Below are 22,497 nucleotides of genomic sequence, written 5' to 3'. Positions count from 1 at the left end.
GACAGGTCACGGAGTGGAGTCGTTGGGAGACAACAGGTCCAGGTTCGGCCGGGGCTCGCCGCTCCGGGTCGTGCTCGTCGCGGCGCCCGTCGTCCTGGTCGTGGTGGTGGCGGTCCTCGTGGCCTGGCGGGTCCTCGTCTTCGGCATGCTGGAGCTGCACTTCGGCGCCGGCTTCGACGCCCGCCGGTTCGACACGCTGGAGTCGCAGTTCGACCACCGGCGTACGGCGTTCGCGCGGGCGGACGCGCGGATGCGGCAGCTGGCCGCCGCCCACCCGCGTGCCGAACGGATCGCCTGGACCATGGCCATGATCTGCGTACGCGACGCCGGACGCGCCGAGACCTGCGCGTCACCGAGCCCGCGGGACCGGGCGACGTACGACGGGCTGTGGGGTGTCGACGTGATCGTCCGGCAGTCCCACGACCGCGGGCGCACGTTCTTCAAGCTGTACGGCGAGGATCCGCCGCGGTACACGATCATGCGCGCACCCGACGGTACGGACGTGGACGAGTACGCGGATGATCGGGGGTTCCGGAGCACCCGGGACCTGACGCCGGGGTGGACGATCCTCGGGCCGATCCCCGACCTGGACCGCGAGAACGCGCAGTGGCAGGAGTAGCGCGCGCCCGGTCTACGGGGCCAGGTCGGTCGCGGCGCGCGCGGACCCGTTCATCTGGAACGGCGTCGAGGTGCGCTCGTGCGCGATCCGCGCCCGCCCGTCGATCAGCCGCAGCCCCAACGTCGTGCGGAACCACATCGAGTACTCGCCGGCGCCGTCCGGCCAGCCCATCCGTTCCAGGCAGTGCCCGAACGCACGTCGCCGTCGACGCTGACGTCGAGGTCGCGTACCTCGGCGGCGACCCGGCCGCCCTTCGACGCGAACCGCTCCCGTAGTTCCCGCTCGGCCCGGCCGTCCGCGGTCTGCCGCAGCGGTGGCGCGAGCGTGGGTGGTCACGGGTCAGCCGCCGACGCGGCGGGCCAGTTCGGCGAGGACGTCGGGCCACGCGCCCGCGTACGTGTCGCGGATCGCTGCGGTGGGGAAACCGCGCTGGCCGAGCCGCACGCGCTGCCCGCCCGGTACGGCGTCGAGGGTCAGCTCCACGACCGTCTCCAGCACGGTCCCGTCGTCGTACGTCGAGGTGGCGGTGTAGCCGAGGCGGCGCGGCGGATCGAGCACCGTGATGCGCCGTTCCTCGGTGAACTCCGGCACGCCGGGCACCCGGAACGTGATGGTCCACCGACCGCCGGGCCGCAGGTCGAGCCGGGCGGCGGTGACCCAGTCGGGGCGGTCGCCGTCGTACAGGTCGACGAAGGCGGCGAAGACGGTGTCGGCCGGCGCGGCGATCACCCGCTCGACCGCCAGCGCGTACCCGTCGGCGGTTCGGTCGTGGCTCATCGGTACCTCCTCGCGATGCGCGTGTCCGTTGGTGGAGACGGCCCGCACGACCGAAACTCATCGCGTACCCAATCTCTCATGCACGCGGTCGACTTAATCAAACATCTACTTGACGGAGTCATGCGCCCGTTTTACGCTGGGCTGGTGCCGGCCGCGCGGAGGCGTCCGGCGGGACGGGAGGGGACGACGATGGCGAACCGAACACGGGTCCTGATCGCCGGCGCGGGCGTCGGCGGGCTGGCGCTCGCACAGGCCCTGCGCGCCGGCGGCGTGGACGTCGCCGTGTACGAGCGGGACCGCACGCCGCAGATCCGTAACCAGGGCTACCGCATCCACATCGACCACGACGGGAACACGGCACTGCGCGCGTGCCTGCCGCCCGAGGTCCTCGACGTCGTACGGGACTCCAGCGGCGACGCCAACGACCTCGTCGGCATGTACACCGCGCAGCGGGAACCGGTGTCGGTGCAGGAGTTCCCCGACATCCCGGCCACGGAGATCACGCACGTGGACCGCAACGCGTTCCGCCGCTGCCTGCTCACCGGCCTCGCCGACACCGTCCACTTCGGACGGACCGTCACCGGGTACCGGACCACTGTGGACGGTCGGGTGCGCGTCGAGTTCGCCGAGGGCGGTTCGGACGAGGGCGACCTGCTCGTCGGTGCCGAGGGCATCGGCTCCCCGGTACGCCGCCAGCTGGTCCCGCACGCGGTCGTCCGCGACACCGGCCTGCGCTGCCTGTACGGGCGGCTCGTCCTCACCCCGGAGACCGTGCCGCTCGTCCCGACCGAGATCTCCCGCGGCTTCTGCTGGTACGGCGGGGGAACGGGCTGCGGCGCCGGCATCGCGCCGATGCGCTTCCGTACCCGACAGCCGGACGGCGCCGCGGACTACCTGATGACCACGTTCGTCGCGACGCGGGAACGGCTGGGCGTCCCGGACGAGACGCTGTTCGCGCTGAGTTCCCGGGAACTGTTGGAAGTCTGCCTCGACGCCACCGCCGACTGGCACCCCACCCTGCGCGCGCTGTTCGCCGCCTCCGACCCCGAGGCGTACTTCCCGATCACGATCCGGGCCGCCGAACGCGTCGACCCGTGGCCGACCGGTCCGGTCACGCTGCTCGGCGACGCGGGGCACGCGATGCCGCCCACCGGCGGGGTCGGCGCGAACACCGCGCTGCGCGACGCCGCCACGCTGTCCGGCGAACTCCTCGCCGCGGTGCGCGCCGGGGCACCGCTGCCCGACGCGGTTGCGGCGTACGAGAAGGTGATGCTGCCGCGGGGTTTCGACACCGTGGACGGCTCGCTGCGGATGGCCGACGCGATGTTCGCCTGACCGTGGTTCCGCGGCGCCGCCTCAGCGCGGCGCGCGGGACTCGGCGAGCGCGGCGAGTGCGGCGAGGACGTCGGGGAAGTCCGCGGTGATCGCGGGGCCGAGTTCCGGACCGACCCGGTCGGCGGCCGGCCCGTCGATCTCCGTCCGGTACCCGATCCTGGTGCGGCCGCCGTCGAGTGTGGTGAGCCGGTGCGTCGTACGGACGGTGAAGTCGCCGGCGTCCATCACGTCGATGAACAGCGCGCCCGGCTCCACCTCGGCCAGCCGCAGTTCGACGGCGTCCTCCCCGGGCGGCGTCATCGTGATCCGGGTACCGACGGCGAACGGTCCGTCCGCGCGAATCGTTGCCACGCCGGCGTTCCAGTCGGGCCAGCGGGCGACATCCGCCCAGAGTTCCCAGAGCGCGTCGCGCCCCGCCGTGGTCTCGATGCTGTGCTCGTACTCCCACATGGGTGCCTCCGGTGGCCTCCGTGGAGATGATCTGCGCGTAGGCTATATGTCGTCGGGTCGCGTACCGGTAGGGGGCCGGCCGGATCGAGACCAGCACCCGGGAACGTCCGGCCGGAACGGCAGCGCATGGTGGCACCGGTCGCCGTCTCCCTCGCCGAGGCGTACGTGCAGCGGGAAAGTGGCGTGGCCGCGGCTGATCACCGACGCCGGCCGTGCCGTCGCGTTCGTGATGGCCGCGTTCCAGCTCGACACCGAGCCCGTCGGCTGCGCGCTCTGGCGCCGCAACGTCGCGGCCGACACGGTTGGTGAACGGCGGCCCGTGGGTGGCCGACCAGGGGTCGGGCTCGCCAGGGCCGCAGGTACGGGCGGTTCGCCGCCTGCGCCGAGGTGCGCCGCCGCGGCCGGGCCCTGCTCACCGTGAGCCGGGAGAGTGGCCCGCACAGCCGGCGGGTTCGTGTCACCGCCGCATCGTCGACGGCGAGAGCGAAGCCGCGCCGCGCCGCACCCGACCGTCCACAGCGGACAGACACACACCCCTTGGTACTACTGGGTTTCCGTTCGTCGTCGGGTCACGACGAGCAGCACCGCCGCGGCGGCGTAACAGGGGACGAAGGTCCAGGCGGCGGCCACCGGCGGGATCGGGAAGCCGGCCGGCAGCGTCAACTCCGTCCGCACGTACGCCATGGCGACGGCCACCGCGGTCGCGACGGCCAGCAGCACCGCGGCGACCAGGGTCGCCGGTCGCCGGAGACGTACCGGGACGAGACCGGCGGCGAGGACGATCAGCGCCGGTACGGCGACGACCACCACCGACTGCCACACGAACCACGCGTTCAGCAGGCGCACCGTCGTCATGATGTCCCCGGAACCCGCCCAGGCGAACGTCGACGACCGCCGCCACGGCGCCGCCGCGATCGTCACGGCCGTCGGTACCACCGCCGCCGACACCGCACCGACACGCCACCACGACACGCGCACGAGTACCCCTCCGGACCACGACGGGACGAACCGACCGCCAGCATCCCAGACCATCCCGTACGCCGCAGGTGCGGGTCGTCGGCGCTGCCACGGCGCGCGGGTGGCTTTCCGACGGCGCCGTGGATCGTTTCTGGGGTGAGCGGTGGTGGTCGCGGGGGTAGCGTGTGGTCGCCCTGACGACCGACCCGGGACGGCGTGCGATGACCGCGACGACGACGCTCTGGCGGCCGACCGGCCCGGCCGATCTGGCGCTGGTCCGCCGCTCCGGCTGGCGCGCCTGGCCGCCGCGGCTGCCCGACCAGCCGATCTTCTACCCGGTACTGAACGAGGCGTACGCGGTGCGGATCGCGCGCGACTGGCACGTGCCGCGCGACGGAGCCGGGTACGTCACGCGGTTCGAGGTCGCGACGGACTTCCTTGCGCGGTACCCGGAACGGCAGGTCGGCGGGCGCACCATCCGCGAACTGTGGGTGCCGGCCGAGGACCTGCCCGAGTTCAACGCGCACCTCGTCGGTGAGATCACCGTCGTACGGGAGTTCCACCGAGCGGCAGCGTGAGGAAGACGCTGTTCGGGTCCGGCGCGTAGTCGCCGAACGGCGCGCAGTCGACGAACCCGCGCCCGCGGTACAGCCGGCGCGCCGGCGCGAAGTACGGCTGCGCACCGGTCTCCAGGCTCAGCCGTGCGTACCCGCGGCGCCGCGCCTCCGCGGTGATGTGGTCGAGCAGCCGGGACGCGACACCGGTGCCGCGCGCGTGCCGGGCCGTACGCATCGACTTGATCTCGCCGTGCTCGGCGGTGAGCCGGCGGAGCGCACCGCAGCCGAGCAGCACGCCCGCCTTGCGTACCGTCCAGAACGTCACCTCCGGTACCTGGAGCGCCTCGGTGTCCAGCGCGTGCACGCTCTCCGGCGGCGACGTGGCGTACATGTCGGTCAGGTGCTCGGCGAGCAGCGCGCGGACGTCGGGGCTCGTCAGGTCGCCGGGCTCGATGCACAGGGGTGTCACCGCGCCAGCGTGACACGGCCGTGTTTCCGCCACGTTGCCGCGGTGGCGAGTTCGTCCGCCGGCCGGATCCCTTGCTGCGACCGGCTTTCCGGCCCGGTCGACCTGCTAGCGCGGCGCCAGTCCGCCTTGTCGTTGCCGCAGCGCGGAAGTGTCCGCTGCGGTGCTGGCCGATGTTGTGCGGGGCGAGTGGGAGTCGGCCGGCCCCGGGATTCTCGTTACCGGGAGCGCGGTGTGTCGCGTCGAGATGGCAGCGCGTGGCCTCTCGGTTCCCGGCTCGGGCGCCGACCATCCCGCCGCGTGGTTGGCTCAGCCGGTACTCGTGCGCGCAGAGGCGACGGTCGCGATCCGTTGCTGGGCTTCGATGTCGAGACCGATCGGATCGTCCTCCTCGCGTCCGGGCCCTGGCCGGTGCGGGTGACGTACGCGGCACGTCGGGGGCCGGAGGTGACTGCCGTGACCTGTGCTGATGTTAGGTTCTGCGGCGGGAGCGGGCCGGCTCTCGCCGACCGGACGCGTCCCGTGCCGTACCGACCGGTCGACGTTTGGACCGTCTGCCGCACCGCTGACCGAGGAGTACGCATGATCGCGCTGGAGATCGCCGTCACGGCCGCCGCCGGGGCGCGGACCGCCCGCGACGGTGGCGCCGACCGGGTCGAACTCTGCTCGGCCCTCGAACTCGGCGGCGTCACCCCGTCCGACGCGCTCGTCGCCGCCACCGCGCGGGTCGGCCTCCCCGTGCAGGTCCTCGTCCGCTGCCGCCCCGGCGATTTCGTGTACGACGCCGACGAGGTGGCGCTGATGGCCGCCGAGGTGCGCTCCGCCGTCGCCGCCGGCGCATCGGGTGTGGTCGTCGGCGCGCTCACCGCCACCGGCGTACTCGACGGCGACGCGGTGCGGCGGTTCGTCGACGCCGCCCGCGACGCCGGTACCGCCGCCGGCCGCCCCGTCGAGGTCACCCTGCACCGGGCCGTCGACCAGACCACCGATCCCGTCGACACCACCGCCGCCGCGTACGCCCTCGGCTGCACCCGGGTACTCACCTCCGGCGGTGCCGCCGTCGCCGCGGACGGCGTCGACACGATCCGCCGCATCGCCGCCGCAGTACCGGGGATCGAGGTGATGGCCGGCGGCGGCGTACGGCCCGCCGACGTGCCCGCGCTCGCCGGCGCCGGTGTCGCCGCCGTCCACCTGTCCGCGAAGCGCCCCGCACCGTCCCGCGACAACGCCGCCTGGGTACCGCTCGGCGCCGCCGACGCCGCCACCCACTTCGTCACCGACCCCGACATCGTCGCCGCGGCCGCCGCCGCCCGCCCGTAGAACCCCTACGCCCCAACGACTCCCGGCCGGCCACCGGGAGGTGCCGACGCCACGACGCGTGCACCGGTACCCGACGGGATGCCGGCCGTGACTCACTCCAGCGTGTTGGCGCAGGCCGGATGCCAGGCCGGGCGCGCGACGGGTGTCGGGTCGGGATGGAACCCGTGCCCCGCAACGGGTGTGGCTTGCGGTCGGATCTGTGGTTGAGCATCGATCGGCTGACGGGCATGGTCCGTTCGGTGCCCGAACCGTTGTGTCACTCGTCGGCATGAGCGGGCGCGGGCCAGGATGGATGCGGGCGAGCGTCCGGTGAACCTGGGCGATGCGCTTCAGTTCTCGGCCTGGTGGCGGGGTGGTTGCCCGGGCTGAGAGAGTGGGATTCCGGTCATCGCGCCGGTGACGGAACCCGTGCACCGCAAGGAAAGTACGTGGTCCGGGTGCCGTCGCCGTTCCGATGTCCGCGGGACATCGCGGGCACCGGAACGGCAGGTACGTCAGAGGCCGCGCGAGGCGATCTGCTTGACGGTGCCCTCCGCCAGGCGGTACGAAAGGCCGACGACGGCGCAGCGGCCGTCCGCGACGCGTTCGGCGATGATGTCGGAGCGTTCGACCAGCATGCCGGTGGTGTAGCGGATGTGTTCGGCGACCGCGGCGTCGACGTCGTCGGGCGCGGTGCCGCGGGCGGCGAGGGCGCTCGGCATGACGCGTTCGACGAGGTCCCGGACGTATCCGGGGGGCAGAACGCCGTCGCGCAGCGCGTCGAGGGAGGCGGTGACCGCACCGCAGGAGTCGTGCCCGAGGACGACGACGAGCGGCACGTCGAGCACCGCCACCGCGTACTCGATGCTGCCGAGGACCTCGGGCCCCACCACGTGCCCGGCGGTACGGACGACGAACAGGTCGCCGAGGCCGCGGTCGAAGATGATCTCCGCGGCGAGCCGGGAGTCGCTGCACCCGAACAGCACCGCGAACGGTCGCTGCACGGTCGCCACCGCGGTACGGCGGTCCGCGTCCTGGTGCGGATGCTGCCGGTCGCCGGTGACGAACCGGTCGTTGCCGGTCATCAGCGTGGCCAACGCCTCGGCCGGGCTGGTCGGCGTGTCGGATCGTCCGTCCTCGATACTCACGGCCGGACCCTAACGCACCCGCCCGGCCGCCGGCCGAGTATCGCCCGACGCCGGCGGAATTGGTCACAGCCGACGCCTTCCGGCCGTCCACCGAACGTAACGCACCCCACGCAGCGTCCCGTTGGACCGGTCACTTACGGGCGCGACGGATACGGCCCGCGGACAACGACCCGGCCGGGCCGGTCACATCCGTCAGGACGCGGCGGAACGCGGAGGCTGCGGCGGACGGCCAACGTCTCGGCCGGGCCGGTGACGCCCGTCGGGACGCGGAATCTGCGGTGGACGGACGGCGACCGTGCCGGGCCGGTGATGTCCGTCGGGACGCGGCGGGACGCGGAGGCTGCGGCGGACGGCCAACGTCTCGGCCGGGCCGGTGATGTCCGTCGGGATGCGGCGGGACGCGGAAGCGCGGCGGGCGGACAACGACTGTGCCGGGCCGGTCACGTCCGACGATCCGGCGGTGTGCGTGGAATGGACAGTGAGCCGCCGGACCGGTCACGGCCCGCGACGCGGCGGGCGCGGCTCACGGGCGGCGATGCGCCGACCGGGGCACGTCCGGCTCAGGCGAGGAGTACCGGGTTGGTGAGGGCGGCGATGCGGCCGTCGGGGTGGCGTACCTCGACGCGGACGAAGCCGGACTCGGCGGCTGTGGTGGTCCACTCGACGGGGCCGGCGCCCAGCGGTGCCCGGTGTACGGCGCCCTCCTCGGTGTGCAGGACGACGGTGCCGGCGGGGACGCCGCCGATCGAGACGAGTACGGCGGCGGGGCGGCCGGCGGTGTCGAGTCGGTCACCGATCCCGGCGGTACGGTCGCCGGCGGTGGCCGTGAGGGTGAGCGTGACGCGGGCGGACTCGGCGAGCCAACTGCGTCCGGCGCGCAGCCCGGCGAGTACGGCGGGGGCGGTGTGGGCGTCGGCGAGCACGACGGTGTGCGGCGTACCGAGCTGGTCGAGGAGGTGGGTGTCGCTGCCGCCGACCGCTGGGCGCCACTGTCCACTGTGGACGTCGGCGCCGAGCCGGCGGCCCCACTCGGCGAGCGCCGCCTCGTTGTCGGCCTGCCAGGGCCGGTCGGAGGTCCACGCGCCGTTCCACACCTCGACCGCGTCGAACCCGTCGTACGGGTACATGAACGTGCCGGACCGGTACGGGGCGTGCGGGTGTGCGGCGACGGCGATGCCGCCGGCGGCGTGCACCTCGGCGAGGCGCGCGGCGACCGAGCCGTCGCGTACCCGGTGGTGCCAGTCGACGACCTGACCCGGGCGTACGCCGAGGGCGAGCCAGTGGCCGGTCGCCGTGGTGACCTCGGCCCCCGGTACGACGAGGAGGTCGTGGTGGTCGTCCCAGGCGTGATGGGCGGCGGCGGTGTTGTGGTCGGTGGTGGCGAGGAAGTCGAGCCCGGCGCGGCGGGCGTCGGCGGCCAGCCGGGCGGGGGTCAGCTCGCCGTCGGAGTGCACGGAGTGGACGTGCAGGTCGCCGCGGTACCAGGCGCGCGTCATGGTCGCCCACGATAGCCGCCATCCAATTTGACAGTACTTATATAAGCGCTGTTACGATCCCGGGCATGACACGCGAACCCGACGACGCGGATCCGACCGAGGAGAGCCTGTGGCGACCGCTGCGGCGGCTCCAGGCCGAGATGGACGACGACATCGCCCGGCTGTACACGGAGGCACACGTCGAGGGGTTGCGGCCGAGCTTCGTGCTGGAGCTGATCCGGCTGCACCGCCGCGGCCCCATGACCATCAGCGAACTCGCCGAGTCGGTGCAGCGCACCCACTCGGCCGAAAGCCAGAAGGTGGCGGCGATGCGGGAGGCCGGCCTGGTGCGTACCGAACCCGGCCCGGACGCGCGCAGCAAGCGGATCACCCTCACCGAGCGCGCCGTTGCGCTCGTCGACCGGATGGCCGCCGAGTGGCGCGCCACCGAGGCCGCCCTCGCCGAACTGGAGGCCGAGATCCCGTACCCGCTGAGCCGCGTCGTCACCGACATCGAGGCCGCGCTGCGCCGGCGCAGCTTCCACGACCGGATCCGCGCCAAGCTCGCCGAGGACGACTCGTGGCGCTGAGACACGCACTCGTCGACCTGACCCCGCTGCGTACGTCCCCCGCGTTCCGGCGGGTGTGGCTCGGGGCGATGTTCTCCGGATTCGGCGGGCAGATGACGCTCGTCGCGGTGATGTTCCAGGTGTGGCGCGCGACCGGCAGCACGGTGTGGACCGGCGCGGTCGGCGTCGCCCAGGCCGTACCGCTGATCGTGGTCGGGCTGCTCGCCGGGTCGCTCGTGGACCGGCTCGACCGCCGCCGCATCTACCTCGTCGCGCTCGTCGGCTCGGCCGCTTGCTCGATTCTCCTTGCGGTACAAGGGATCGCGGGGCACACGCCCACCGCCGTCGTACTCGTCCTCCTCGCCGCGCAGTCGTGCTTCTTCGCGGTGTCCGGACCCGCCGCGCGGACGTTCGTGCCGCGGCTGCTGCCGCCCGAACAGGTGGCCGCGGGGCAGGCACTCAACCGCATCGCGTTCCTGGCCGCGATGCTCGGTGGGCCGGCGCTCGGCGGCCTCGTACTCGGCTGGCTCGGCGTCGGCGGGTGCTACCTGGTCGACGTGGCCACGTTCGGGCTGGCGTTCCTCGGCGCGTTCGGGCTGCCGGCGATGCGGCCGGAAGGCACCGCGTCCCGGCCCGGGGTGCACGGCCTCGTCGACGGCCTCGCCTTCATCGCCCGTACGCCGATCGTCCGCGGCGCGCTGATCAGCGACCTCGCCGCGACCGTACTGTCCATGCCGGTCAGCCTGTTCCCCGTCGTCAACGCCGAACGCTTCGGCGGCGACCCCCGGACGTTCGGGCTGTTCCTCAGCGCCATCGCCGTCGGCGGCGCCGTTGCCTCCGCGCTGTCCGGCACGTTCACCCGCCGCGCACGTACCGGACTGGTGATGCTGGCGGGATCGGCGGGCTGGGGGATCGCGCTCGTCGGCTTCGCCCTCGCACCCGGCGCATGGGCCGCCCTCGCCTGCCTCGCCCTCGCCGGCGCCGCCGACACCCTCACCGTCGTGTCCCGCGGCACCATCGTCCAACTGTCCACACCGGACTCGATGCGCGGCCGGCTCGCCGCCGTCGAACAGATGGTCGGCATGGCCGGACCCGACCTCGGCAACCTGCGCGGCGGCCTCGTCGCCCGCGCCACATCCGCCACCGTCGCGCTACTCACCGGCGGAATCGCGTGCGTCGCCGCCGTCGTCCTCGTCGGCGCCACCACCCCCGGACTGCGCCGCGCGCCCGCGCCCCCACCCGCCGTCCCCGAACACGCCTCCGCCTGAACCCGCTCGATACCTTGCAACGCAACGGTTCCCGTACGCGTGGTGGTCGGCTTGTCGGCACGGCGGGGCGACAGGTCGCGCGCTTGTTGTTCCGGCGAGTTGGCGGAGCGACGAGGCAGGAGCTCGCACGAGCGATTGCTGTCGGACGAGGGTTTGGGTCGTCGGGTCGGAGGCACGGCGGAGTAGGAGGTCGCGTTCGCGTTCCTTGCGGCGCAACGGTTCCCGTTCCCTGGGCAGTGGCGCAGTTCGCGGCGTTGCTGCGCAAGGGTACGGACTGTGCGCGGGTTGAGCGGCCGGATCGGCGGCGCGCGGGGTGGTAGGGTGCGCTGCGTTTGTTGTGGGGTAAGGGTTTCCGGTTTTGTGGTCAGCGGGCGGTGGGGTCGGCGGCGCGGCGGAGCAGCAGGTCGCGCTCGCGTTCGTTGCGGGTCAGCGCGGCCGCGCGGGTGAACTCGGCGCTCGCCTCCGCCGTACGCCCGAGTCGGGCGAGCAGGTCGCCCCGCACGCTCGGCAGCAGGTGGTACGAGTCGAGTGCCGGTTCGGCGGCGAGCGCGTCGAGCAGGCGCAGGCCGGCGGCGGGACCGTCGGCCTGCGCGACCGCAACGGCCCGGTTCAGCTCCACGACGGGTGAGGGAACGAGCACGGCGAGCCGGCTGTACAGTGCGGCGATCGTCGCCCAGTCCGTCTCCTCGTACCGGAGGGCGCGCGCGTGGCAGGCGGCGATCGCGGCCTGCGTGGCGTACGGGCCGGTGCCGGCGCGGGTGAGCGCGTCGAGTCCGCGCCGGACGAGCAGCCGGTTCCAGCGAGTCCGGTCCTGGTCGGCGAGCAGCACCGGCGCCCCGTCTTCCCCGGTACGCGCGGCCAGCCGCGACGCCTGCAACTCCAGCAACGCCGCCAACCCGTACGTCTCCGGTTCCGTCGGCATCAGCCCGGTGAGTACCCGGGCCAGCCGGAGCGCCTCCTCGCACAGCGCCGGGCGTACCAGGTTGTCGCCGGAGGTCGCGGAGTAGCCCTCGTTGAAGATCAGGTAGACGACCTCCAGCACCGAGGCGAGCCGGTCCGCGCGGTCCGCCCCGTACGGCACCTCGAACGGCACGTCCGCCCGCGCCAGTGCCCGCTTCGCCCGGACGATGCGTTGCGCGATCGTGGACTCCGCCGACAGGTACGCCCGGGCGATCTCGGCCGTAGTCAGCCCGCCGAGCAGCCGCAACGTCAGCGCGATCCGCGCCTCCGTGGACAGCACCGGGTGGCACGCCGTGAAGATCAACCGCAGCAGGTCGTCGTCGATGCCGTCCGGCTCCGGCGGTTCGTCCGGCGGTACGTCGGTCAGCGCGCGGCCGACCTCCGCCAGCTTCCGCGCGTACGTGTCGCGCCGGCGGACGAGGTCGACCGCCCGGCGCCTCGCCACGGCCATGAGCCAGGCACCCGGGTTGTCCGGGATGCCCGACCCTGGCCACTGTTCCAGCGCGGCCACCAGCGCGTCCTGCGCCAGTTCCTCGGCGATGCCGACATCGCGCACGATGCGCGCCACGCCGGCGATGATCCGCGCGGACTCGATCCGGTACACCGCCTCGACCGAACCCGCCGCGTCCACGCTTCTCATCAGACCATGCGCGTCACGCGTCGAGGATCTCGCGTACCGGCGCGGATCGTGTGTGTCACGCGTCGAGGATCTCGCGGACCTCCGCGGTGACCTCCTGCCACTCCGACTGGATCTCCACGAACCGGCGCGTCCACTCGACCGCCTCCGCCATGTCCTTGGCCTGGAGGATCGAGTACCCGCCGATGACCTCCTTGCTCTCCGTGAACGGACCGTCGGTGTAGCTCACGCTGCCGCCCGACCCGACCACCCGGGTCGCCTGCGCCGTACGCGCCAGGGTCGCCGTGTCGACCATCACCCCGGCCCGCGTGATCTCCTCGAACAGCGCACCCATCCGGGCCTGCGCCTCCGGGCTCGGCTCCCCGTGGTCCAGCGAACTCTCCTCGACGTGCACGATCGTCATGAAGCGCGGCATGATCTCTCCTCCGTACGGCGGGGTCGGTCCCCGCTCACCCCCTGCGTCGATCGAACCGCACCCCGATCGACACCACCCCCAGACTTTTCCGTACTCCCGCGTCGCCTCACCGCCGCCCCATGAGATCGGCCCACCTACCTAGGCAACCCAACCCCACCGTGACGGGCTGAGCGGGCGCGGGCGGCACCGCCGCGAGACCTGCGGTCAGCGGGGCGTGCATGGACAGCGAATGATGGGCAGAACACGGCGGCGAGGAGGGCATGCACCGCAATGAGCTACTGGATCGCGTACGTCGTGGTCGAGGGCGGCACGGTGCGCATGGCCGGCGACACACACGGATACGGCTTTCTCACCTCGCTGGCCGGCGGGCCCGAGGCGGTTCTGGACCGGGTCGCCGAACTCGGGCCCTGGTCGTACGAGGCGACCCACCTCGCGCCGTACGAGGGGACGGTGCTCATCGACCGGGACCGGCGCGTGCTCGCCATCTGGGCCTGGGACGTCATGCACGCGCACCGGCACGCCGTCCTGCCTGAGTTGCGGCAGGCATGGACCGGTTACGACGTCTGCTGGGCGTACGGCGGCGCGGGCGACATCGAGGCGTACCTCGGCCACGCGCCCGGTGAGGTCACCCCGCTGTACGCCCCGGGGTGGCGACCGTACGAGACGATGCACCAGCCCTGGGACGAACAGTTCTTCCTCGTCACCGTCGACGACGCCGGGTACGCACTGAGCATGCCCGACGAACCCGCCGAACTGCTGGCCGGACCGGACGAGGCCGTCACCCTGCCCGACGCCTGGCGGATCGAGAACCTGGCCGAATGGTGGCACCGCGACGAGCCGGTGCCGCTGCCCGGTCTGGGGCTGCACCTCGACACGGCCAGCCGCATCGGCACCGGTTGGACCGTGCACACTATCGAGGGGGTGTCGGAACGCTGGGCGCAGGCGTGGAAAGGCTGGCGGTGGGTCTTCGACCACGACCGTTACGACCGGCACTACGCGCGCTGTCACGACCTGGTGCGGATATTCCTGCCGGAGCCCCTGCCGGGTGCCGGGTGGCCTCCCTTGCGCTGACCAGTACGACCCGGCGACCTTGTCGAACGATCCGCCGACGGGGCGACTTGGTCGTCCCCGCCACAGCACGGACCGGTTGCGGCGCAACGGTTCCACGACGGCGTGAGATCCGAGGCGGTACATGCTCACACGCCGTACGTCCTGCGGCGGTGTTCCGCATACCGCGCGCGGAGGTCGGCGGTCCAGGGTGCGCCGGTGGGTGCCCGGTGGTCGGCGATCTGGCGCGGCCAGGCCGGCGGTTCGTCGGCGCCGGACAGTAGCCAGGCCGCCTGCCGCGCCGCGCCGAGCGCCACGTACTCGGCGGGTTCGGGGACGAGGACCGGCACGCCGAACACGTCCGGTGCGGCGGAACGGACCGCGCGGGACCGGGCGGCGCCGCCGATGAGCAGGACGCGGTCGATGCTGGCGCCGTGCCGGCGCAGTTCGTCGAGGCAGTCGGCGAGCCCGCACAGCATGCCGAGCACCGCGGCGCGGGCGAGGTGCGGTGGGGTCATCGTGGCGCGGCGCAGGCCGTGCAGGCTGCCGGCGGCATCCGGCAGGTTCGGCGTGCGCTCGCCGTCGAGGTACGGCAGTAGGACGAGGCCGCCGGCGTCGGGTGGCGCGGACTCGGCCAGCGCGTCGAGCCCGGAGAGGTCTGTGTCGAGCAGGGTGGCGGTCGCGGACAGGACCCGGGCGGCGTTGAGCGTGCAGGCCAACGGCAGGAACCGGCCGGTGGCGTCGGCGAAGCTGGCGACCGCGCCGGTCGGGTCGGTGACGGGCCGGTCGGTCACCGTGAACACCGCGCCACTGGTGCCAAGGGACACGACCGCCTCGCCGGGGCGCAGGTCGAGACCGAGCGCGGCGGCGGCGTTGTCCCCGGCGCCGGCGGCGACGAGCGTGCCGTCCGCGGTACGCCCGGCCGGGTCGGTCGGGCCGCGCACCTCCGGTACGTCGACGTCGTGGCCGAGCGCGCGGACCAGCAGATCCCGCTCGTACCGTCCGGTGACGGGGGACCAGTAGCCGGTGCCGGAGGCGTCGCTGCGGTCGGTGGTGGGCGGGTCGGTGGCGCCGAGCAGTCGCCAGGTGAGCCAGTCGTGCGGCAGCAGGACCCGCGCGACCCGGGCAGCGTGCACCGGTTCGTGCTCGGCCAGCCAGGCCAGCTTGGTCACCGTGTACGACGCGACAGGCACCAGGCCGACCGACTTCGCCCACCACTCGGCGCCGAGGTCGGTGGTGAGCCGGGCGGCCTGCGGCGCGCTGCGCACGTCGTTCCAGAGCAGGGCGGGGCGGACCGGGGTGTCGTCGCCGTCGAGCGCGACCATGCCGTGTTGCTGCGCGGCGACCGACAGCGCGTCGACTCCATCGGTGTCGTGGCCGCCGGCGTCGGCGAGCGCGCGCCACCAGGCTAAAGGGTCGACCTCGGTGCCGTCCGGATGCGGTGCCTGGCCGGTGGCGAGCACCCGCCCGGTGGTCTCGTCCACGGTGAGGACCTTGCACGACTGCGTCGAGGAGTCGATCCCGCGGACGGCCATCCGTCGCCTCCCAGTCGCGTCGTCGGTCCGGAACGTCCACCGCGCGCCGGGCCGGCGCGGCCAGACCAGAATGCCCCGCGAAGCATGTGGAATCAAGGCTTGTCCGCTCACAAAATCTGTGAGAAGTTGGCATCCGGCCGCGTCGCCCGGGGCCGTCCGTGGGCGACGCGGGTGGCGACCCGTGCGGTCGTGCGTCGGAGAGCGGGGGAGCGGATGGGACTGCCGGACACCATGCGGGCCGCCGTGCTGCACGCGCCCGGCGACCTGCGGATCGAGGAGCGTCCGCGCCCCACCCCCGCGTACGGCGAGGTGTTGGTGCAGGTGGCCGCCGTCGGTGTCTGCGGCTCCGACACGCACTACTTCGAGCACGGCCGGATCGGCGAGTTCGTGGTGCGGGCCCCGCTGGTCCTCGGGCACGAGTCGGCCGGGCGGATCGTCGCGGTCGGCGCGGACGTGCCGGCCGACCGGATCGGCCAGCGGGTCTCCGTCGAGCCGGGCGTGCCCTGCCGACGCTGCCACGAGTGTCGGCACGGGCGCTACAACCTCTGCCCCGACGTACGGTTCTTCGGCACGCCGCCGATCGACGGCGCCTTCTGCGAGTACGTGACGGTCCCCGCGGACTTCGCCCATCCCGTACCGGACGGGGTGTCGGACGAGGCGGCGGGGTTGATCGAGCCGATGTCGGTCGGGATCTGGGCCTGCCGCAAGGGATCCGTCGCCCCCGGCAGCCGGGTACTGGTCGCCGGCGCCGGACCGATCGGCCTGGTCACCGCGCAGGCCGCGCGGGTCTTCGGGGCCGCCGAGGTGATCGTCACCGACGTGAGCGAGGCACGGCTGGCCGTCGCGGGGCGGTTCGGCGCGACCGGCACCGTACTCGCCGGAACACCGCTCGCCGGCGCCGAGAATGCGACTGCGGGTGGCGGGTTCGACGTGTTCGTCGACTGTTCGGGGGCACCGGCCGCGGTCACCGCCGGGCTGCGGTCGGTCCGCCGCGCCGGCACCGCCGTACTGGTCGGCATGGGCGCCGACGAGGTGCCGATCCCCGTCGACGTCGTGCAGCGGCGCGAGCTGACCCTCACCGGCACCTTCCGGTACGCGAACACCTGGCCGCTAGCCATCCGCCTCGCCGCCACCGGCCGGATCGACCTGGACGGCCTCGTCACCGACCGGTACCCGCTGGACGACGCGGCCGCCGCGATGCGCCCGAAGCCCGACGGCGAGGAGCGGATCAAGGCGGTGGTGCTGCCGCAGCTCAGGGCAGGATGACCGCCATGGCCAACCCTGGGCGCAGGTCCGCCGCCGACGTCAACACGCGCCGCGAACAGATGCTCGACCGGATCCTCAGCCAGGGACGGGCGGAGATCCAGCAACTCGCGGACGAGTTCGGGATCAGCGCGATGACCGTGCACCGCGACGTCGACTCGCTCGTCGCCGACGGGCTGCTGGCCAAACACCGCGGCTGGGTCGAGGCGCCGTCCGCGCTGCTGGTGCAGACCAGCGCGCGGTGGCGGCTGCGCAGCGGGCAGGAAGTGAAGAGCGTGCTCGCCACCGCGGCCGTGGGGTTCCTCACCGACGCCCGGTCCGTTCTGGTCGACGATTCGACCACCTGCCTCGGCGTGCTGCCCGGCCTGGCCCGGCCGCTCGGCAACCTCACCGTCGTCACCAACTACCTGCGCGCCGCCCGGCTCGCCGGCAACCGGCTCGGCATCCGCGTACACCTGCTGCCCGGGGAGTACGAGCCCGACCTGGACGCCGTGTTCGGCGTCGCCACCGTCGACGCCGTACGCACCTGGCGGGTCGACGTGGCGCTGCTCAGCGTGCCCGCCGTCGCCGACGGCCAGCTCTTCCACCCGCTCCCCGAATCGCGCGCGCTCAAGGTGGCGATGACCGAGGCGGCCGACCGCCGCGTACTGCTCGTCGACCACAGCAAGTTCGGCCACACCTCGACCTACGTGTTCCCGCCGCTGCGCCCCACCGACCTGGTCGTCCTCGACGACGCCACCCCCACCGCCGAGATCGACGCGATACGCGCCGCCGGCGCCCAGGTCCACATCGTCCCCACCCCCGTCGAGACGTACTGACGGGGCTTGCATGTGTTGGCAGTACTGCGATCCAGCAGGGTTCCCGGGCCGGAGTCGCAGCCGCAGCGGATCGAACACCCGGACGGCACCTGCGCCACGTTGCACCGCCCAGAACCGATGCCGTGTCAGGGCGCCGGCGTACCGGCTGGCGTTGCAGACGCGGGAGCAGTACACCGCATCGTCGCCGGCTGGGTCGGCGCGCAAGCCGGCACCTGCCTACGACCTGACGTTGTGCCGTTGGCTCATCATGTCGCAACGCCGGGCACCGCTGAGATGCCGCCGCCGTGGCCAGGGCGTGACGCGGCGAGGATCGGGCCCTGTGCCGCTGCCGGTGTGCTGGGCTGGCATTCTTGCCTCGTGATACCAGAGGAGCAGGGAGACAGGACCGAACGGCGCCGTCCGCAGCGTGTACGCATCGTGCATCTGACGGCGCCGGTGTTCCGCGCGCTGGCCGACGGTGACCTGGCGGCTGCGAACGCGGCCAGTCCCGTGCCCCTCTCGGCGTACTTCGCCGGCCCGGACTGGCGTGGCGTGTGGCGGATGCGTAGCAGGCAGGTGGAGGAGGACCCGGCCAGCGCGGCCTGGGTGACCGGTGTGATCTGGGACGAGCGGCGGCAGGTGGCCGTCGGCCGCGCTGGTTACCACGGGCCGCCCGATGCGTCGGGGATGGTGGAGATCGGATACGCGGTCGATCCGGCGTACCGACGGCAGGGCTTCGCCCGGGCGGCCTTGGAGGTACTGCTCGACCGTGCGGCCCGCGAACCGCAGGTGCACACGGTACGGGTGACGATCAGCCCTGACAACACCGCTTCGTGGCAGTTGGCGGCGCAGTACGGTTTCGCCAAGGTCGGTGAGGACTGGGACGACGAGGACGGCCTGGGGATCATCTACGAGGTCGCGGCCCAGCCTCGGTAGCCCAGGGAGCCACGCGGTCGCGACGACGCTTGGCCGGGGCCGACAGGCCGGAATGGCGCGCCCGAGGGCGGCGCAGGCATGTGGTTGCCAGGAAACGGAGTCCCAGGCTTCCAGTGACCGCACCCTTGTCGGAGGGTGCGGCTACGGTGTCGCGCATGAGCGCCGAGTCGAACGCTACGTCCGAACCGCTCGCGGCAGTACCGGGGGATGGGTGGCTTGCCGACACGCGCAGGTCGTACGACACGGTCGCGGACAGTTACGCGGAGTTCGTGCGGGAGGCGCTGGCGGGTTCGCCGCACCTGCGGGCGGGACTGGCGGTGCTCGCCGAGCTGGTGGCGACGGCGGGCGGTGGTCCGGTGGCGGACGTGGGGTGCGGCCCGGGGCACGTGACGGCACACCTGCGTGGGCTGGGCGTGGACGCGTTCGGGATCGACCTGTCGCCGGGGATGGTCGAGGTGGCGCGGCGGGACCATCCGGGCCTGCGGTTCGCGGTGGGGTCGATGACCGGCCTCGGTCTGGCGGACGCGTCGGTCGCCGGGGCGTTGGCGTTCTGGTCGCTGATCCACCTGCCCGACGAGGTACTGCCGCTCGCGCTGCGGGAGTTCCGTCGGGTCGTACGGCGGGGTGGGCAGCTGCTGGTCGGGTTCCACGTGGGCGACGGTGCGCGGCTGAAGACCGAGGGGTACGGCGGGCATCCGATGCGGGTGCACGTGTACCGCCGGCGCCCCGAGGTCATGGCCGGGCTGCTCGGCGACGCCGGCTTCGTGGTGGAGTCCGACCTGCGACTCGGCGTGGATTCGGCGCGGCCGGGCGCGATGCTGTTCGCGCGCCGCGAGCCGTAGCGGCCGTCCGCGGCTTGCGCGGGCCCGTTCGGCTGTGTTGCCCGCTCCCTGCCCGGTGACGAGTTCGGCTCAGCTGTCGGCTCCGGTTGGGTGTCACGTCAGCGCCGGTCGGTGCGCGCCGGCGACACCGTAGTGCCCCCCTGCGGTCCGTGATGCCGGTGCGGGCCGGCGGCACCGTCGTGCTCGCCGGCACCGTGTTCGGGGCGAGCCCATTCCCTGTCACGTGGCCGCCCGAGTGGCGCTGCCGGTCGCGGCGCGCGGCACCCGCCCCGGGCTGCGGGCGTTCGGCGATGGCGCCCCCGTGATCCTCGCGTCCGATCGGCTGGCCGGGATGACCGGCCCATACAGCGAGAGGCGACCGGCGAGACGCGCCGCGTTCACGTCGGCGATGCTGGGACGGCCGTCGCGACGGTTGGGTGTGCCGTCTCGGTCACCCGTGCCTGCCGGTCACCATCGGCTGCGCCGACCCGGTCCGTTCGTGGCTGAGATACCGACGGCGCTGCCGATGCCGACGATGCGTCGGGCAGCGCGGACCGCCGGGCGGCGGGACAACGCGCGCGGTCTGCTACCAGCATGTGCCGGATCCGGCAGCGGTCCATCGGCGCCCACCTCGCCGTGCCAACCGCACCACGCGGACCGCCTTGCCCCACGTCCCACCCGACGGGCCCGGACCAGTCGGCTCACGGGGCGAGCCAGGCTCCACGCCGCGGTGCCGGTACGCGGATGTCACCGGCGGTTCGTACGGCGGCTGGCGGGGGTGTCTTTACAGCGGCGGGCCGGCGGTGGAAACTTCCTTCGCCAACAGGCGGATGCCGGGAGGTTTCATGAGCGGACGTGGCGCGCGGTGGGTGGCTGCAGCGGCGGCGATGGTCGTGGTGTCGGCGGTGGGGTTGAGCGGATCGGCGGCGGGTTCGGGAAAGCCGCTGCGGTTCGCGGTGTCGTTCGGCAGCCAGGTACGCAGCTCGCCGGTGGACGGTCGGGTGCTGGTCGCGGTGAGCAAGGACGGGTCGAGCGATCCGTTCGAGCAGATCGACATCATCGGGGGTACGCCGTTCTGGGGCCGGGACGTGAACGGTCTCCGGCCGGGGCAGCGGGCGGTGCTGTCGGACGACGCGGTGACGTACGGGCATCCACTGTCCACTGTGGATCAGTTGCCGCCCGGTGACTACCACGTACAGGCTTTTCTGAACACGTACGACACGTTCCACCGGTCGGACGGCTCGACGGTCAAGCTGCACATGCCGTGCGGCGACGGGCAGAACATGTTCGCTTCGCCCGGGAACCTGTTCAGTACGCCGAGGACGGTGCACATCGACCGGAACACCGGCACGGTGAACCTGGACCTGGGCAACGTGATCCCGCAGCCGACGGTTCCGCCGGGCGGCACCTGCCAGCAGGGCAACCCGACCGACACCGCGCACGTCAAGTACGTGAAGATGCTGAGCCCGTCGCTGTCGGCGTTCTGGGGCCGTCCCATGTACGTCGGGGCGAACGTGTTGCTGCCCGCCGGGTACGACGACCCGGCGAACGCGGGCGTGCGCTACCCGGTGGAGTACAACTTCGGGCACTTCTCGACGGGGGCGCCGCACGGGTTCAGGGAGGACGGTGGAAACGCTTTCTCCGCCTGGTGGCTGTCGGACGCGGCGCCGCGGTTCATCTCGGTCACGTTCCGCACCGAGAACCCGTTCTACGACTCGTCGTACAACGTCGACTCGCCGAACGTCGGACCGTACGGTACGGCCACCAACCGCGAGCTGGTTCCCTTGCTGGACAAGCAGTTCCGTACGATCGGGCAGCCGTGGGCGCGGGTCACCTCGGGTGGCTCGACCGGTGGCTGGGAGGCGCTGGCCAGCCTGGTGTTCTACCCCGACGTGTACGGCGGTACGTTCGCCGGCTACCCCGACCCGGTCGACTTCCGCCGGCACCAGATAGTAAACGTCTACTCGGACGCAAACGCTTACCGGATCGACCATCCGTACGACAGCGTGACGCGGCCGGACTCGCGGACTCCGCAGGGCGAGATCAACTACTCCAACGCCGACGAGAACCACTACGAGCTGGCGCTAGGCGACAAGGACCGTTCCGAAGGGGCCTGGGCGATCTGGGAGGCGGTGTACGGTCCGCAGGGCGCCGACGGCTACCCGGCGACGGTGTGGGACAAGGACACCGGCGCGATCGACCACGGTGTCGCGGCGCAGTGGCAGGGCAAGGACATCCGCGCCTACCTCGCCGCGCACTGGCCGCAGCTCGGCGACACCCTGCGCGGCGAGATCCACCTGTACGTCGGTGACACGGACACCTACTACCTCAACGACGCCGTCGAACTCCTCCAGCAACAGCTCGACGCCGAGACGTCCCCGCCCGCCGACGCGAGCTTCGTGTACGGCCGGGAGAAGGGGCACGGCTGGTCGCCGTACACCGCGCAGCAGTGGTTCGGGGTGTACGCCGACTACGTCGCCGGGCGCGCGCCGGCCGGTACGGACACCGGCGCGTGGCGCGGTCACACCGCGACGCCGAAGGCCGCGCCGGCGACGCTGACCGGCGTGACCGACCCGTACGCGGGGGACCGGGTTCCCCGGCGTCCGCACCTCGGCTGATCCCGGCCGGGACACCCGACCCGGGGCGGCTGACGGCACTCCACCGCCGGCCGCCCCGGGCAATGCCGTACCAGCAACGAGCGGACACGGGCTCAACCGGGCGTACCGGGGAATGGGGTGGAGCGGCGGCGGGCGGGAGCGGGCAGTACCGGGGGATCTCGGTGGGGCGGTGGCGGCGGCGCGGCCGAATATCATGGCGGCATGACGACGCGCGGCTACACGGCGACCAAGGCACAGCTCACGACGCGGCTGCGCAGGATCGAGGGTCAGGTCCGGGGCATCGAGAAGATGGTCGAGGAGGATCGGTACTGCATCGACATCCTCACCCAGATCGGGGCGATCCAGGCCGCGCTCGACAAGGTCGGTCTGGGCCTGCTCGACGGGCACGCCCGGCACTGCATGCGCGAGGGCGCGGCGGACGGGCGGTCGGATGAGATGACCGAGGAGATGATGGGCGCGGTCGGCCGGCTGCTGCGCCGCGGCTGACCGCCCACCGGGCCGCACCCGGCGCTCACCGGTACCGTGCGGGGCAGGCGAATGATCGGAAA

At 73.0% G+C, this 22,497-nt stretch carries 23 protein-coding genes; 13 read left to right on the top strand and 10 right to left on the bottom strand.

The annotated features are described in order from the left end of the window. The first annotated feature begins 22 nt into the window (after positions 1–22). The gene (locus Aru02nite_RS29095; RefSeq protein WP_203663033.1) at positions 23–619 is read left to right on the top strand and encodes a hypothetical protein; all 597 of its coding nucleotides are present in this window, start codon (positions 23–25) and stop codon (positions 617–619) included. Between the two features lie 12 nt (positions 620–631). Here Aru02nite_RS29095 and Aru02nite_RS29090 read toward each other — a convergent pair whose 3' ends face one another. Then, on the bottom strand, positions 632–790 hold the full coding sequence (locus Aru02nite_RS29090; protein ID WP_203663032.1) for a hypothetical protein: 159 nt from the start codon (positions 788–790) through the stop codon (positions 632–634). 168 nt (positions 791–958) lie between these two features. Then, a complete protein-coding gene (locus Aru02nite_RS29085) occupies positions 959–1,396 on the bottom strand; it encodes an SRPBCC family protein (protein WP_203663031.1) in 438 nt (145 codons plus the stop codon). A 189-nt stretch (positions 1,397–1,585) separates the two neighbouring features. Between Aru02nite_RS29085 and Aru02nite_RS29080 the strand changes: the two genes are divergently transcribed. Next, positions 1,586–2,731: an FAD-dependent oxidoreductase gene (locus tag Aru02nite_RS29080; RefSeq protein WP_203663029.1), complete on the top strand. Its 1,146-nt coding sequence runs from the start codon at positions 1,586–1,588 to the stop codon at positions 2,729–2,731. A gap of 21 nt (positions 2,732–2,752) precedes the next feature. Here Aru02nite_RS29080 and Aru02nite_RS29075 read toward each other — a convergent pair whose 3' ends face one another. Then, complete coding sequence (locus tag Aru02nite_RS29075) at positions 2,753–3,181, bottom strand: SRPBCC family protein (RefSeq protein ID WP_203663027.1); 429 nt, start codon at positions 3,179–3,181, stop codon at positions 2,753–2,755. Between the two features lie 543 nt (positions 3,182–3,724). Next, complete coding sequence (locus Aru02nite_RS29070; protein ID WP_203663025.1) at positions 3,725–4,159, bottom strand: hypothetical protein; 435 nt, start codon at positions 4,157–4,159, stop codon at positions 3,725–3,727. Between the two features lie 200 nt (positions 4,160–4,359). Here Aru02nite_RS29070 and Aru02nite_RS29065 point away from each other — a divergent pair, with 200 nt between their 5' ends. Further along, positions 4,360–4,716 carry an ADP-ribosylation/crystallin J1 gene (locus Aru02nite_RS29065; RefSeq protein ID WP_203663023.1) on the top strand — a complete coding sequence of 119 codons (357 nt, stop codon included), beginning with the start codon at positions 4,360–4,362 and terminating at the stop codon, positions 4,714–4,716. Here Aru02nite_RS29065 and Aru02nite_RS29060 read toward each other — a convergent pair. Further along, the gene (locus Aru02nite_RS29060; protein ID WP_239077022.1) at positions 4,679–5,164 is read right to left on the bottom strand and encodes a GNAT family N-acetyltransferase; all 486 of its coding nucleotides are present in this window, start codon (positions 5,162–5,164) and stop codon (positions 4,679–4,681) included. The genes Aru02nite_RS29065 and Aru02nite_RS29060 overlap by 38 nt on opposite strands. Before the next feature lie 579 nt (positions 5,165–5,743). Between Aru02nite_RS29060 and Aru02nite_RS29055 the strand changes: the two genes are divergently transcribed. Further along, positions 5,744–6,481 carry a copper homeostasis protein CutC gene (locus Aru02nite_RS29055; RefSeq protein WP_203663021.1) on the top strand — a complete coding sequence of 246 codons (738 nt, stop codon included), beginning with the start codon at positions 5,744–5,746 and terminating at the stop codon, positions 6,479–6,481. Positions 6,482–6,975: 494 nt separating this feature from the next. On the opposite strand, the gene Aru02nite_RS29050 is transcribed toward Aru02nite_RS29055, so the two are convergent. Together Aru02nite_RS29050 and Aru02nite_RS29045 are read right to left on the bottom strand one after the other, a co-directional pair. Beyond that, positions 6,976–7,545: a carbonic anhydrase gene (locus tag Aru02nite_RS29050; RefSeq protein WP_203663064.1), complete on the bottom strand. Its 570-nt coding sequence runs from the start codon at positions 7,543–7,545 to the stop codon at positions 6,976–6,978. A 623-nt stretch (positions 7,546–8,168) separates the two neighbouring features. Next, positions 8,169–9,104: a CehA/McbA family metallohydrolase gene (locus Aru02nite_RS29045; protein ID WP_203663019.1), complete on the bottom strand. Its 936-nt coding sequence runs from the start codon at positions 9,102–9,104 to the stop codon at positions 8,169–8,171. Positions 9,105–9,169: 65 nt separating this feature from the next. Here Aru02nite_RS29045 and Aru02nite_RS29040 point away from each other — a divergent pair, with 65 nt between their 5' ends. Together Aru02nite_RS29040 and Aru02nite_RS29035 are read left to right on the top strand one after the other, a co-directional pair. Then, positions 9,170–9,673, top strand: coding sequence for a MarR family winged helix-turn-helix transcriptional regulator (locus Aru02nite_RS29040; protein ID WP_203663017.1), 504 nt, complete (start codon positions 9,170–9,172; stop codon positions 9,671–9,673). Further along, a complete protein-coding gene (locus Aru02nite_RS29035) occupies positions 9,664–10,920 on the top strand; it encodes an MFS transporter (protein ID WP_203663016.1) in 1,257 nt (418 codons plus the stop codon). Before Aru02nite_RS29040 ends, Aru02nite_RS29035 begins: the two co-directional genes overlap by 10 nt. Positions 10,921–11,284: 364 nt before the next feature. On the opposite strand, the gene Aru02nite_RS29030 is transcribed toward Aru02nite_RS29035, so the two are convergent. Both Aru02nite_RS29030 and Aru02nite_RS29025 read right to left on the bottom strand, forming a co-directional pair. Then, positions 11,285–12,520, bottom strand: coding sequence for an RNA polymerase sigma factor (locus Aru02nite_RS29030; protein WP_203663014.1), 1,236 nt, complete (start codon positions 12,518–12,520; stop codon positions 11,285–11,287). A 55-nt stretch (positions 12,521–12,575) separates the two neighbouring features. Further along, positions 12,576–12,932 (bottom strand): YciI family protein, encoded by a 357-nt coding sequence (locus tag Aru02nite_RS29025; RefSeq protein WP_203663012.1) that lies wholly within the window; start codon positions 12,930–12,932, stop codon positions 12,576–12,578. Between the two features lie 270 nt (positions 12,933–13,202). Between Aru02nite_RS29025 and Aru02nite_RS29020 the strand changes: the two genes are divergently transcribed. Further along, positions 13,203–14,003: a hypothetical protein gene (locus tag Aru02nite_RS29020; protein WP_203663011.1), complete on the top strand. Its 801-nt coding sequence runs from the start codon at positions 13,203–13,205 to the stop codon at positions 14,001–14,003. A gap of 125 nt (positions 14,004–14,128) precedes the next feature. Here the strand turns inward: Aru02nite_RS29020 and xylB are convergent, their stop codons facing one another. After that, positions 14,129–15,514, bottom strand: a complete 1,386-nt coding sequence (gene xylB, locus Aru02nite_RS29015; RefSeq protein ID WP_203663010.1) for a xylulokinase — start codon at positions 15,512–15,514, stop codon at positions 14,129–14,131. Positions 15,515–15,727: 213 nt separating this feature from the next. Here xylB and Aru02nite_RS29010 point away from each other — a divergent pair, with 213 nt between their 5' ends. The 6 genes from Aru02nite_RS29010 to Aru02nite_RS28985 all read left to right on the top strand — a co-directional run bounded on the left by Aru02nite_RS29010 (position 15,728) and on the right by Aru02nite_RS28985 (position 22,435). After that, the gene (locus tag Aru02nite_RS29010) at positions 15,728–16,780 is read left to right on the top strand and encodes an NAD(P)-dependent alcohol dehydrogenase (protein WP_203663009.1); all 1,053 of its coding nucleotides are present in this window, start codon (positions 15,728–15,730) and stop codon (positions 16,778–16,780) included. A gap of 5 nt (positions 16,781–16,785) precedes the next feature. Next, entirely contained in the window at positions 16,786–17,595 is an 810-nt protein-coding gene (locus Aru02nite_RS29005; RefSeq protein WP_203663008.1) for a DeoR/GlpR family DNA-binding transcription regulator, read from the top strand. Positions 17,596–18,012: 417 nt separating this feature from the next. After that, positions 18,013–18,510, top strand: coding sequence for a GNAT family N-acetyltransferase (locus Aru02nite_RS29000; RefSeq protein WP_239077021.1), 498 nt, complete (start codon positions 18,013–18,015; stop codon positions 18,508–18,510). 155 nt (positions 18,511–18,665) lie between these two features. Continuing rightward, complete coding sequence (locus Aru02nite_RS28995) at positions 18,666–19,352, top strand: class I SAM-dependent DNA methyltransferase (protein WP_203663007.1); 687 nt, start codon at positions 18,666–18,668, stop codon at positions 19,350–19,352. 824 nt (positions 19,353–20,176) lie between these two features. Then, a complete protein-coding gene (locus Aru02nite_RS28990; RefSeq protein WP_203663005.1) occupies positions 20,177–21,949 on the top strand; it encodes an alpha/beta hydrolase-fold protein in 1,773 nt (590 codons plus the stop codon). A gap of 201 nt (positions 21,950–22,150) precedes the next feature. Next, positions 22,151–22,435, top strand: a complete 285-nt coding sequence (locus Aru02nite_RS28985) for a metal-sensitive transcriptional regulator (RefSeq protein ID WP_203663003.1) — start codon at positions 22,151–22,153, stop codon at positions 22,433–22,435. The last annotated feature ends 62 nt before the right edge of the window (positions 22,436–22,497 follow it).

Origin of the sequence: Actinocatenispora rupis, from assembly GCF_016861975.1 — a bacterium.
Taxonomy (GTDB): Bacteria; Actinomycetota; Actinomycetes; order Mycobacteriales; family Micromonosporaceae; genus Actinocatenispora; species Actinocatenispora rupis.
This window is presented reverse-complemented; position numbering and strand designations above follow the sequence as displayed.